The sequence below is a fragment of the Allobosea sp. RAF48 genome, from assembly GCF_052114025.1.
In the GTDB taxonomy this organism is placed as follows: Bacteria; Pseudomonadota; Alphaproteobacteria; order Rhizobiales; family Beijerinckiaceae; genus Allobosea.
The window spans coordinates 173,451-185,852 of the sequence record NZ_JBFRDZ010000009.1 but is presented as its reverse complement, the minus strand read 5'-3'; the positions used below and the strand labels follow the sequence as shown (position 1 = coordinate 185,852).

The 12,402-nt window shown below is 67.6% G+C and carries 10 protein-coding genes and 1 tRNA gene; 10 read left to right on the top strand and 1 reads right to left on the bottom strand.

Going from position 1 to position 12,402, the window contains the following annotated elements:
* Positions 1–13: 13 nt before the first annotated feature.
* Positions 14–1,570, bottom strand: coding sequence for a methyltransferase domain-containing protein (locus AB4Z10_RS18120; protein ID WP_441471772.1), 1,557 nt, complete (start codon positions 1,568–1,570; stop codon positions 14–16).
* A 270-nt stretch (positions 1,571–1,840) separates the two neighbouring features.
* On the opposite strand from AB4Z10_RS18120, the gene AB4Z10_RS18115 reads away from it, so the two are divergent.
* From AB4Z10_RS18115 to AB4Z10_RS18070, 10 genes are all read left to right on the top strand, one after another.
* A complete protein-coding gene (locus AB4Z10_RS18115) occupies positions 1,841–2,869 on the top strand; it encodes a trans-3-hydroxy-L-proline dehydratase (protein WP_441471771.1) in 1,029 nt (342 codons plus the stop codon).
* Between the two features lie 216 nt (positions 2,870–3,085).
* A tRNA-Gly gene (locus AB4Z10_RS18110) sits at positions 3,086–3,159 on the top strand.
* Between the two features lie 674 nt (positions 3,160–3,833).
* A complete protein-coding gene (locus AB4Z10_RS18105; protein ID WP_441471770.1) occupies positions 3,834–4,436 on the top strand; it encodes a flavin reductase family protein in 603 nt (200 codons plus the stop codon).
* A gap of 23 nt (positions 4,437–4,459) precedes the next feature.
* On the top strand, positions 4,460–5,464 hold the full coding sequence (locus tag AB4Z10_RS18100; RefSeq protein ID WP_441471769.1) for an MsnO8 family LLM class oxidoreductase: 1,005 nt from the start codon (positions 4,460–4,462) through the stop codon (positions 5,462–5,464).
* A gap of 26 nt (positions 5,465–5,490) precedes the next feature.
* On the top strand, positions 5,491–6,834 hold the full coding sequence (locus tag AB4Z10_RS18095) for an LLM class flavin-dependent oxidoreductase (RefSeq protein ID WP_441471768.1): 1,344 nt from the start codon (positions 5,491–5,493) through the stop codon (positions 6,832–6,834).
* 36 nt (positions 6,835–6,870) lie between these two features.
* Positions 6,871–7,407: a GNAT family N-acetyltransferase gene (locus AB4Z10_RS18090; protein WP_441471767.1), complete on the top strand. Its 537-nt coding sequence runs from the start codon at positions 6,871–6,873 to the stop codon at positions 7,405–7,407.
* Between the two features lie 37 nt (positions 7,408–7,444).
* Entirely contained in the window at positions 7,445–9,247 is a 1,803-nt protein-coding gene (locus tag AB4Z10_RS18085; protein ID WP_441471766.1) for an amino acid ABC transporter permease/ATP-binding protein, read from the top strand.
* A 27-nt stretch (positions 9,248–9,274) separates the two neighbouring features.
* Positions 9,275–10,207, top strand: coding sequence for an ABC transporter substrate-binding protein (locus AB4Z10_RS18080; protein ID WP_441471765.1), 933 nt, complete (start codon positions 9,275–9,277; stop codon positions 10,205–10,207).
* Between the two features lie 205 nt (positions 10,208–10,412).
* Entirely contained in the window at positions 10,413–11,345 is a 933-nt protein-coding gene (locus AB4Z10_RS18075) for an ABC transporter substrate-binding protein (RefSeq protein WP_441471764.1), read from the top strand.
* An 18-nt stretch (positions 11,346–11,363) separates the two neighbouring features.
* Positions 11,364–12,401: an LLM class flavin-dependent oxidoreductase gene (locus AB4Z10_RS18070; protein ID WP_441471763.1), complete on the top strand. Its 1,038-nt coding sequence runs from the start codon at positions 11,364–11,366 to the stop codon at positions 12,399–12,401.
* Position 12,402: the final 1 nt, after the last annotated feature.

The following is a 12,402-nucleotide window of genomic DNA, read 5'->3' as shown; positions in this document are numbered from 1 at the left end:
GGGGCAACAATCCTCATGCCCGCAGCAAGGCGAGACGGGCGACATCCTTCAGATGCATCGCCACTTCCGCTGCCGTCGCCCGCTCCGGCAGGTTGGTGACCGCGATGCCCGCCGCCCTCGTCTCGGCCAGGAAGGCGTTCATGTCGTCGAGCAGCGTATCCTGATCGCGCGAGCCATCGAGCAGACTGACGAATTTCCGGACGACGAGGCTGTCGAGCTGGACGGTGCGGTGGCGCAGGTCCGTCACCTCGAAGGCGCTCGAGGCCTGCCACCGCGCGATCTCGCTGGCGGCTGGCTTCTCGCTGATCTGCGTCGTCAGCGCCGGCGGCTCCAGCCGGATGTCGAGCAGCCCCGCCTTGAAGATCGCGATCAGCGCCTCGTCGAGCCGCTCCACCTCGTGATCGAGATCGGGACCGAGCTCGCCGGCCACTTCGCGGCAGGAGCGCGCGACCAGTTCCTCCCAGGCGATGCTGGCCGGCCAGATCGCGCTCATGATGCCGAGCGCCGCCTTGCACAGTGGCAGATCGACCGAAAGCCGCACGCCCTCGTCGAACTCGAAGCGCTCGACGCCAGGCCTCTCCTCCTCCGTCGCCTGCGCGGCCAGCCTTGCATTGGCCGCGAGGTAGTAAGGCCTCAGCGCATCAGCCCGGATGCCCCGCCGCAAGGGCAGTTCGGCCCGGCAGAGCAGTGTCTCGCGGAAGGCGCGCCCGATCAGCAGGTCGAGCATCTGCTCGCGCCGCGCCGCCGCCTCGACCGGGATTTGCGCCAGGAGCTGCTGCGCGGGGCCCTTGGCGGCGCCGTAGAGATTCGGGAACGACGCTTCCGCCAGGAATTGCAATCGGTGCCCCTCCGCAGCAGACAGAACCTCATGCAGCGCGAAAGCCCGCGCCCCCGGATTCAGGTCGTCATGGTAGAAGACATTGTCCGGAAGCTCGTCGATCTGCTTCAGGCGCTGGCGCAGCGCCGCACCGTGATAGCTGTCGGGATCGCTGGCTTCGGCGACCTCCTTGAGCGCGGCGCGCGCCGCCCGCACCCGCTCGCACGGCTCGTCGATGTCGCGGACCGCATAGAGCATGACGTCCCGCGCAAGATCGCGCAGGCGGCAGCCCGGCAGCGCGTTGTAGCTGACATAGGCGACGCCCTGCGGCGCCAGCAATTCGCCGAACAGGGCGATGATCCGCTCTCGTACCGGATCAGGCACCCAGGAATAGACGCCGTGGACGATGATGTAATCGAAGCGTCCGAGGTCGGATGTCAGCTCCAGGATATCCTCCTGCCTGAAGGCAACATTCGACAGGCCGAGCTCTGCCGCATTGGCATTCGCCTGCCGGATCGAATCCCCGCTGAGGTCGATGCCGAGGAAACGGCCCTGCGTATACTGCGCCGCCATCGGGATCAGGTTGCCGCCGCGCCCGCAGCCGAGTTCCAGCACGCGCATCTGCGACGGCAACGCCGGACTCATTCCGTGGAAATGCGCAATGGTCGCCAGCCGCGCCGGGTGGGTCTGCGAGAACGAATGGCCGGGATAGGCCACCGCATCATAGGGGTTGATCGCTGAAGCGCTCGTCATGGCCGCCGCCCGGCTGCGTTCAGCCCATTCGAGCCCAGCCGCCTCTCCGGCGCCTCATCCATTTGAAGGAGCGGCCAAACCATCCTGCTCCAAGCATGTCGAGCGATGGGTCGGCCATGCCGGAAAATCGGCGAGATCAGAAGGGCTCGATCCCGCCCGGCAATTCCCAGGCTCGGACGATATCGTGAAGGCCTGCTTCAACTTCGGCTTCTGAAAGGCGCGTGAACTGGCTAGGCTGCCGGCACACGTCAATCCTGCCGGGTCCCGTCGATGCGCAGCCAAAAGATCATCCATGTCGTCGGCTGCCATGCCGCGGGCGAGGTTGGCGACGTCATCGTGGGCGGCGTCCAGCCGCCTCCGGGCGAGACGATTTGGGAGCAGTCGCGCTTCATCGCCGCCGACGAAACCCTGCGGAACTTCGTGCTCAACGAGCCGCGCGGCGGAGTCTTCCGCCACGTCAACCTGCTCGTTCCGCCCAAGGATCCGCGCGCCCAGATGGGCTGGATCATCATGGAGCCGGCCGACACGCCGCCGATGTCGGGCTCAAACACGATCTGCGTCGCGACCGTGCTGCTCGACACCGGCATCCTGCCGATGCAGGAGCCGCACACCGATATCGTGCTGGAGGCGCCGGCCGGGCTGATCGAGATCCGCGCTACCTGCCGCGACGGCAAGGCCGAGGCGATCAGCCTGCGCAACGTCCCCTCCTTCGCAGCCCGGCTCGACACGACGATCGAGGTCCCCGGCCTCGGCACGCTCACGGTCGATATCGCCTATGGCGGGGACAGCTTCGTCATCGTCGACGCGGCGCGTCTCGGCTTCGCGATCGCGCCCGACGAGGCCCGCGAGATCGCCGAAACCGGCATGAAGATCACCCGCGCGGCGAATGAGCAGCTCGGCTTCGTCCATCCCGGCGATACCGCCTGGGATCACATTTCCTTCTGCCAGTTCGCAGCCCCGGTCGAACGCATCGATGGCGTCCTGACCGGCCGCAATGCGGTGGCGATCCGCCCCGGCAAGATCGACCGCTCGCCGACCGGCACAGGCTGCTCGGCGCGGATGGCCGTGCTGCATGCGCGCGGACAATTGGGCGTCGGCGAGCGCTTCGTCGGCCTGTCGATCATCGGCTCCCGCTTCGACTGCGAGATCGAGGGCCTGACGCGCGTCGGCGATACGCCGGCGATCATCCCGCGAATCACCGGCAGCGCCTGGGTGACCGGCACCTCCCAGCTCATGCTCGATCCCGACGACCCCTGGCCCGCCGGCTACAGGCTCTCCGATACCTGGCCAAAACTCTGAGATGACGCGAGACTGACTGGGAAACGGTACAGCAGCCCTTGACACCTGCCGGTGCGATAGGGAATTTGGCCGCCGATGCGGGTGTAGCTCAATGGTAGAGCAGCAGCCTTAATGCGCCATCGATCAAAACGTTCAAGTTCGACACGGCGGCGGGCTTGAACAATGTAGGTGGCGATTGCGAGTTGATTTTGATAAGGCGTCAGCAATGGCGCGCACGCGGGCGTAGCTTAGTGGTAAAGCACTAGCCTTCCAAGCTAGCTATGAGGGTTCGATTCCCTCCGCCCGCTCCAACTCCCTTCCCGACTGCATAAGCTGAGCCCGCCGCCCTCGGCGACGGACTGCTCCCTCCGCGGCCTCGGCTGTGCGGACCGCGCGTGCTTCGGCCTTGAGGCGGCCGCCCCGCCGGGCGCCGCCCCGGCCGACGAACGGAATTCTCCCGCCGAAGCCCCTGTCGTGGCGCTTTCCACCTCCGGCTCAACTGATCTTTGAAAAGCTGTTTCATTGACCGCGGGTCTCTCCGCAGAAACAATGACAGTATCGAGCGATATTCCTCTCGCTCCTTCGCGGGATTTGCTGGAGCAGCTTGCGCCGCGTCAACAACGCTAAAAGCACCACGATGAAATCGTGGGCTCCGAAGCACGGAGACACGCCGGCGATGCCGACCAACGTCACAGTCAGTTCTGCTGCCCCGCCGCGGAGGCGATGTTCCTGACGGAACGCCGGCGCCGCTGAGCGCCTGACGACTTCCTTTCCGAATTCGTTTTCCCTGCGACGCCGGCCTGCCGGCGAAGGAGACCTCATGTCTCGTGCGAACACCGACAGCAGCGCCGAAGCGCCCAACCGGCTCTCCCCCGCAACAGAAGACGGCCGGGTCATCTCCCTTCCGGCTCGCCGCCATCATCCGACAGCGCGTCAGGCTCCCCCGCCCGCCGCCCCCGATCCGCAGTCTCCGTCAGAGGTTTCCATGGCGATCGTCTCGCTGACCCCCCCGGCTTCGCACGCTGCCATCCGACCAGCGGCGAGCGCTTCGCCGCCTGCGAGGGACGTCAGTCGCGAATTCAGGTCGGCGCTGCGCCATCTCGCCGGCGGCGTCTCCGTCATCACGACGGGGCGTGGCGATGACCGGACCGGCCTGACCGTGACCTCGCTGTCCTCGCTTTCGGCCGAGCCGCCGACCGTGATGTTCGGCGTCAACCTGTCGTCCTCCTCCTTCCCGGTGCTCAAGCGTCACCGCAGCTTTGGCGTGAACTTCCTCACCGCCGCGCAGAAGGAGGTCGCCGACCGCTTCGCCGGCCGCGCCGGCGAAAAGGGCCCCGCCCGCTATGCCGAGGCGCGGTGGAGCGAAGGCCGCACCGGCGCGCCCCTGCTCGAAGGCGCGCTGGCCGCACTGGATTGCGAGCTGGAAGAGCTGATCGAGCGGCACTCGCACGCCATCGTCATCGGCCGGGTGCGCGAGATCAGGCTCGGCGCCAACGATGCCGCCCTTCTCTACTGGCGCGGTGACTATGAGCGGCTCGGCTGGATGGCCGAGGAAGCTCGCACCGCGCTCGGCCTGCGCTCCCTCTGACCTTCTCGATACGGCTTTCCGACATGACCTATAGCCTCAGCCTGCTCGACAAGAGCCCGATCCTCGAAGGCGAGACCGCCGCCACGGCGCTGCAGCGCACGACGAGCCTCGTCCAGGCCGCCGAGCGTCTCGGCTATCGCCGCTTCTGGCTGGCCGAGCACCACGATTTCCCCGGTCTCGCCAGCCCGGCCCCCGAGGTGCTGGCGGCCTATCTGCTGGCGCGCACGCAGCGCATCCGCATCGGCACCGGCGGCGTGCTGCTGCCGCATTACAGCCCCTACAAGGTCGCCGAGATCTTCAACCTCCTGGCCTCGCTGGCTCCCGGCCGCGTCGATCTCGGCATTGGCAAGGCTCCCGGCGGCCTGCCCTTCGCGACCAAGGCCTTGCGGGTGCTCCATGATCCGGCGCGCTCGCCCTCGTTCGAGGCTCTGCTGGACGAGCTCGACACTTTCCTTGCCCCGCCAACCGAGGCACCCGGCCCGCAGGAGAAGGCCCGTGCCTTCCCGGTACCGCCCGTGACGCCGGAGCGCTTCCTGCTCGGCGCGAGTCCCGACAGCGCCCGGCAGGCCGGCGAACGCGGCTGGCACTTCGTTTTCGCCGGCCACCACAATGGCGACCCGAAGGCGATCGAGGTCAGCCTGAACGCCTATGCGAAAGCCGGCGGCCCGGCTGCACTGCTGCTCGCGGTTGCCGCCTTCGCCGCCCCGACGGCCGAGGAGGCACTCAGCCTGACGGAGAACCATCGCGTCGTCCGTCTCACGCTCGACAACGGCCAGAACCTCAATCTCGGCAGCGAGGAACAGGCGGCCGAATACGCCCGCCAGGCCGGCGCCTCCTCCTACAGCACAGAGATCCGCAAACCACACATCCTCGCCGGCACGCCCGAGCAGGTCCGGCGCGAGCTCGACGCGCTGCATGCCCGCTTCGGCATCGCCGAATTCGTCATCGACACGCCGGTGGCCCTCACCGCCCGGCGCCTCGCCTCCGTGACGCTGCTCGCCGGTGAGACGCCGGCGCTGGCGGCCTGATCCCTCCCTCCCGAAAGGACACATCCATGTCCCGCACCCGCCTCACCTTCGGCCTGATGCTGCAGGGCGCCGGCAGCCACATGAACGCCTGGCGCCACCCGAGCAATCCGGCGGATGCCAGCGTCAATCTCGACTTCTTCATCCGCAACGCCCGCAAGGCCGAGGAGAACGGCATCGCCTTCGCCTTCGTCGCCGACGGGCTCTACATCAACGAAAAGTCGATCCCGCACTTCCTCAACCGCTTCGAGCCGCTGACCATCCTCTCGGCACTGGCGACGACGACCAGCAAGCTCGGCCTCGTCGGCACGGTCTCGACCTCCTACAGCGACCCCTTCACCATCGCCCGGCAATTCGCCTCGCTCGACCTGCTCAGCGGCGGCCGCGCCGGTTGGAACGCAGTGACCTCTCCGCTGGAGGGCTCCGGCCGCAACTACAGCCGCCCGCATCCCGAGCACGCGCTGCGGTACGAGATCGCGCATGAGTATCTCGACATTGCCAAGGGCCTCTGGGATTCGTGGGATGACGATGCCTTCCTGCGCGACCGCGAGAGCGGCCGCTTCTTCGACCGCGAGAAGCTCCACGCGCTCAATCACAAGGGCCGCTTCTTCCAGGTCGAGGGCCCGCTCAACATCCAGCGCTCGCCGCAGGGCCAGCCGGTGATCTTTCAGGCCGGCGCGTCCGATGCCGGGATCGGGCTCGCCGGCCGCCATGCCGATGCGGTCTTCGCCAACCATGTCCCGTTGGAGGAAGCGCAGAGCTTCTACCGCAGCATCAAGACCAGCGCCGTCGCCCATGGCCGGTCGGCCGACGAGGTCAAGGTCTTCCCGAGCGCCGGCCCCATCGTCGGGCGCACGCAGGCCGAGGCCGAAGAGAAATACCGGGCGATCCGTGACCTGATCTCGATCGACGACGCGCTCGCCTATCTCGGCCGCTTCTTCGACCATCACGACTTCAGCGCCTATCCGCTCGACGCCCCCTTCCCCGAGCTCGGCGAGATCGGCAAGAACAGCTTCCGCTCGACCACCGACCGCATCAAGCGCAACGCCGCCCTCAAGGGGCAGTCTCTGCGTGAGGCCGCGCTGGAGGCCGCGACGCCGCGCAGCGACTTCATCGGCTCGGCCGAGGAGGTCGCCGACAAGCTGATCGGGCGCGTCGAAACGCAGGCAGCCGACGGCTTCATCCTCGGCTTCCCGGTGATCGGCCAGGGCCTCGACGATTTCGTCGAGCTCGTCATCCCCGTGCTGGAGGCGCGCGGCGTCTACGACCGCAACCTGCCCGGCGCGACGCTGCGCGACCATCTTGGCCTGCCCCGCCGCGAGAGCCGCTACGCGGCGATCTCGGACCTCGCGCCGACGCGCCGCGCCGGCTGAGCCGCCCCGCAACGATTTCACGGAAGGGCTCACGCCATGGCCGACGCGTTTTTCTACACCACCCCCCTGCATCCCCTCGCCCAGCCGCTGGTCGAGCAGCTCACCTGGGAATACGCCACCCGCTACGGCAGCTATTTCGGTGAGCCGCCGGGCGCCGAGATGAGCCGCTACCCGGCCGAGCTCTTCGCCCCGCCGGACGGCAATTTCGTGCTGCTGCTACGTGACGGCCACGCCATCGCCGGCGGCGCCTTCAAGCGCTACGACGAGCGCACCGCCGAGATGAAGCGCATCTGGACCCATAGCGACTTCCGCCGCCAGGGCCTCGCCCGCCGCATCGTGGTCGAGCTGGAGCTGCAGGCCATACGGCAGGGCTACGGCAAGATCTTCCTGACCACCGGCTTCCGCCAGCCGGAGGCCAAGGGCCTCTATCTGGAGGCGGGCTATACCCCGCTCTTCGACGTCTCGGCCGATCCCGAGACCTATGGCAAGCTGCCTTTCGAGAAGGAGCTTTCCGTCCTGCCGGCCTCGCTGCCGCGCCGGCCGGACACCCGCTCCTCGCTCAGCGCTGCCTGACGGGCCGCTCCTCCTTCTCACAAAACAAGAGCCAGCCATGACCCTCGCCAGCGACTTCGCGGGCTTGCCCGCGCACGCCCAGACCCCGGCACCACACCGAGATTTCAGCCGCTATCGCATCGTCCCGGCGCGCTATCCGGCACGCACCATCGGCACCATCTTCGCGGCCGTCGTGCTGTTCGCCGTCCTGAATTCGGTGCTGTCCAATCCGCGCTGGGGCTGGGACGTCTTCGCCGAATGGTTCTTCGCCGAGCCGGTTCTGGCTGGGCTTGGCCGCACGCTGCTGCTCACCCTGCTCGGCACCGTCTTCGGTTTCCTGCTCGGAACCGTGCTGGCGCTGGCGCGGGTCTCGGGCTCGCCGCTGCTCGCCTCGCTGTCCTGGGGCTATGTCTGGCTCTTCCGCTCGATCCCGCTGATCGTGCTGCTGCTGATCCTGAACAATCTCGGCTATCTCTACAGCACGATCTGGCTCGGCATTCCCTTCACCGGGATCAGCTTCGGCTCCTGGCAGACGACACAGCTGATCACGCCCTTCCTCGCCGCCGTGCTGGGACTGACGCTGAATGCCGCCGCCTTCTCCTCGGAGATCGTGCGCGGCGGCATCCTCTCCGTCGACCAGGGCCAGTTGGAAGCCGCTGCGGCGCTCGGCCTGCCGCGCCGTCGCCAGGTCTCGCGCATCGTGCTGCCGCAAGCGATGCGGACAATCCTGCCGACTGCCTTCAACGAGGTCATCACCCTCGCGAAGGGCACCTCGCAGGTCTACATCCTCGCCCTGCCGGAGCTGTTCTACACCATCCAGGTCATCTACCGGCGCAATCTGGAGGTGATCCCGCTCCTGATGGTGGCGACGGTCTGGTACCTCGTCATCCTGAGCGTCCTCTCCTTCATTCAGCACCATGTCGAGCGCTATTACTCGCGCGGCGCCCTGCGCAATCCGCCGCCGTCGGTCATCGACCGCGCCCTGCGCTGGCTGGGCGGCAGCCGCATCGCGGCGGCGACGGCCGCTGGCGGCGTCGCGGTTCCGAGCCAGGCTGCGGCCTCGCAGGGCAAGGTCTCGCTCGCCACGCTCTCCCCGCGCAGCGGCGGCGAGATCCGCATCAGCCATGTCTCGAAGAGCTTCGGCCCGCTCAAGGTGCTCGATGACGTCAACCTGTCGCTGCGCCCGGGCAGCGTCACCGCGATCATCGGCCAGTCCGGCTCCGGCAAATCGACCCTGCTGCGCTCGATCAACCATCTGGAGCGCGTCGACGAGGGCTTCATCGCCATCGACGGCGAGCTGATCGGCTACCGGCAGGACGGCGAGACTCTCTACGAGCTGAAGGAGAAGGACATCCTCGTCCGGCGCGTCGACGTCGGCATGGTCTTCCAGAACTTCAACCTCTTCCCGCATCTGACCGCGATCGAGAACATCGTCGAGGCGCCGGTGACGGTGCGCGGGCTCTCCCGCGATCAGGCGCTGGCCGAGGCGCAGGAACTCCTCGTCCGCGTCGGGCTGGCCGACAAGGCGCAGGCCTATCCGCGCCAGCTCTCGGGCGGCCAGCAGCAGCGCGTCGCCATCGCCCGCGCCCTCGCGCTCAAGCCGAAGGTCCTGCTCTTCGACGAGCCGACCTCGGCGCTGGACCCGGAGCTCGTCGGCGAGGTGCTCGACGTGATCAAGGAGCTCGCCCGCTCCGGCACGACACTGGTCATCGTCACCCATGAGATCGGCTTCGCCCGCGAGGTCGCCGACCAGGTCGTCTTCATGGAGGCCGGACGCATCGTCGAGACCGGCGCCCCTGCCCAGATCCTCGGCACCCCCGATCACCCCCGCACCCGCGAATTCCTCGCCAAAGTGCTCTGACCTCCCCCCCGCACAAGGAAACCGACCATGATCACGCGACGCGATTCATTGAGCCTTCTCGCCGGCGCCGCCTCGGCCGCCATCCTCCCCGCCAGGGCCTTCGCCCAGCAGGCGATCGACCTCTCGCCCGAACAGGCCGGCCGCCCGCGCGCGCAGATTGACGAGGAGGCGATCAAGCTCATCGCCAAGGATGCGAAATTCGCGAAGGACGGCGTCTTCACCATCGCCAACACCGCTGGGCGCCTCCCCTTCGGCAGCTACGCCAACGACACCCGGACGATCATCGGCTCGGAGCCCGACATCGGCCAGCTCATCGCCGATGCGCTCGGCCGCAAGCTCGAGGTCGTACCGACCGCCTGGGCCGACTGGCCGCTCGGCGTCACCTCCGGCAAATACGACGCGGTGATTTCCAACGTCACGGTCACCGAGCAGCGCAAGGAGAAGTTCGACTTCTCGACCTACCGCAAGGACCTGCTCGGCTTCTACGTGAAGAAGGATAACGAGATCGTCATCCGCGAGCCGCGGGACGTCGCCGGCCTCAAGGTCATCGTCTCGGCCGGCACCAATCAGGAGCAGATCCTGCTGCGCTGGAACGAGGCCAACATCAAGGCGGGGCTCAAGCCCGTCGAGCCCCAGTATTACGACGACGACGTCGTGCTCTATCTCGCACTCGAATCCGGCCGCGCGGACGCCTATCTCGGACCCAACGCCCTCCTGAGCTTCAAGGCAGCGCAGGAAGGCAAGACACGGCTCGCCGGCAACTTCAGCGGCGGCTGGCCGGTCCTCGCCGAGATCGCGGTCACGACGCGCAAGGGCGCCGGCCTGGCCGACGCGATTACCCATGCGCTCAACGGCCAGATCAAGAATGGCAACTACGCCAAGGCGCTCGCCCGCTGGAACCTCTCGGCCGAAGCCATCGAGCAGTCCCGCACCAACCCGCCCGGCCTGCCGAAGGCGTGAAAGCCTTCGAAGCTGCTGACCATTCACAGCCCTCGTCCTGAGGAGCGGACGAAGTCCGCGTCTCGAAGGGCGCTCCAGATGCCTCTCGAACCTCCTGAAGCATCCTTCGAGACGCCATTCCAAGGGAATGGCTCCTCGGGATGAGGGCTCGAAAAAGTCATCGGCGTGGCCTGATCGCGCCCCATCTGAAGAATTGGAGACCATCATGATTCCGCGACGGACACTCCTGTCGCTTCTCGTCGGCGCGCTCGGCGCCACGAGCCTGCCCGCCTTCGCCCAGCAGGCGCCCTTCGATCTTGGCCCCGAACAGCCCGGTCGTATCCGCGCCGAGAAGGACCCGGCCGCCGTCGCCGCCGTTCCGAGGGGCTTCACTTTCGTCGAGCCCGGCGTGTTCACGGTCGGCATCAGCCCTGGCGGGCCTCCGCTTTCCACCTATGCCACCGATGCCAAAACCGTGGTCGGCGCGGATCCCGACTTCGCTCAGCTCGTCGCCGACAGCCTCGGACTCAAGCTCAACCTCGTGCCGCTCGCCTGGGCCGACTGGCCGCTCGGACTGGCCTCCGGCAAATACGACGCCGTCATCTCGAATGTCGGCGTCACCGAGCAGCGCAAGGAGAAATTCGACTTCTCGACCTATCGCCAGGGCCTGCACGGTTTCTTCGTCAAGGCCGACAGCAAGGTCACCAGCATCAAGGAACCGAAGGACGCGGCGGGGCTGAGCTTCAGCGTCGGCGGCGGCACCAACCAGGAACGCATCCTGGTCGAATGGAGCAAGCAGAATGTCGCTGCCGGCCTGAAGCCGCTGGAGCTGCAGCTCTTCGACGATGAGGCAGCGCGGCTCGTCGCGCTGCGCGCCGGCCGGGTCGACGTCGTCGTTCAGCCCCATGCCCAGCTCGTCTTCGTCGCCGCCCGCGACAAGGACATCAAGCGCATCGGCACGCTGAGCGCCGGCTGGCCGCTCAAATCCGATGTCGCGATCACCACCCGCAAGGGCAGCGGCCTCGTCGACGCGCTGACGCTCGCCACCAACAACCTGATCAAGAGCGGGAAATACCGGCAGGCCCTCGCCCGCTGGGGCATCGAGGAGGAAGCCGTGGAGCGCTCCGAGACCAACCCGCCCGGCCTGCCGAAGTACTGACATGACGAAACGACTGACATGACCAAGCTCTCGATCCGGCACATCGCCTTCCTGACACCGGGCAACTACGACGACGCCGATCCCCGCAGCGGACTCGAAGATTCGCTCTCGCTGTTCGAACATGGGGAAGCTGTCGGCTTCGACAGCGCCTGGGTGCGCCAGCGCCATCTCGAACCCGGGGTCTCCTCAGCGGCGACCTTCCTGGCCGCCGCGACGCAGCGCACGCGCCGGATCGGGCTCGGCACCGCCGTCATCCAGATGGGCTACGAGAATCCGTTCCGGCTGGCGGAAGACCTCTCGCTGGTCGACGTCCTCTCCGGCGGCCGGCTGAACATCGGGCTCAGCGCCGGGCCGCCGCCCTTCGGCAAGCTGCTGGGCCAGCGTCTCTTCGACGGTGATCCGGCGACGATCGATTTCTCGCATGCCCGTGTCGCGCGGCTCGCCGCGAACATCGAGGGCGGCTGGCTCGGCGATCCCGATACGCGCATCACCTCGGCCGCCGGCGAGCATCGGCCGCGGCTGCGCCCGCACGCTCCCGGCCTGCGCCAGCGCCTCTGGTACGGCGGCGGCTCGCTGCGTTCAGCGCGCTGGGCAGCGGAGAACGGCTTCCACCTGCTGGTCGGCAACATCAACATCGGCGAGGAAACCGATGATTTCTTCGAGGCGCAGCGGCGCCATATCGAGACGTTCCGCGAACTTTGGCGCGGCGCAGTCACACCGCGGATCGCAGTCGGCCGCGTCATCGTCCCGATCGACGGAGCAGACGCCGCGACGCGCCAGCGCTATCGCGACTACGCAGCCAGCCGCCACGCCCGCACCCTCGCCCCGCAGGGCGAACGGCGCACGCAATTCGCGCCGGATTTGGTCGGAACGGCGGCCGAGCTGATCGAACGGCTTGCGGCGGACCCGATCCTGCCGCTCGTCGATACCTTACGGCTGGAGCTGCCCTACAACTTCCGCATCGACGACTACCGCCAGATCATTGGCGACTTCGCTGCCCTCGTCGCGCCGGCGCTCGGCTGGCGCGGAGGAGCTGAGCTGAAGGGAGCTGCCTGAA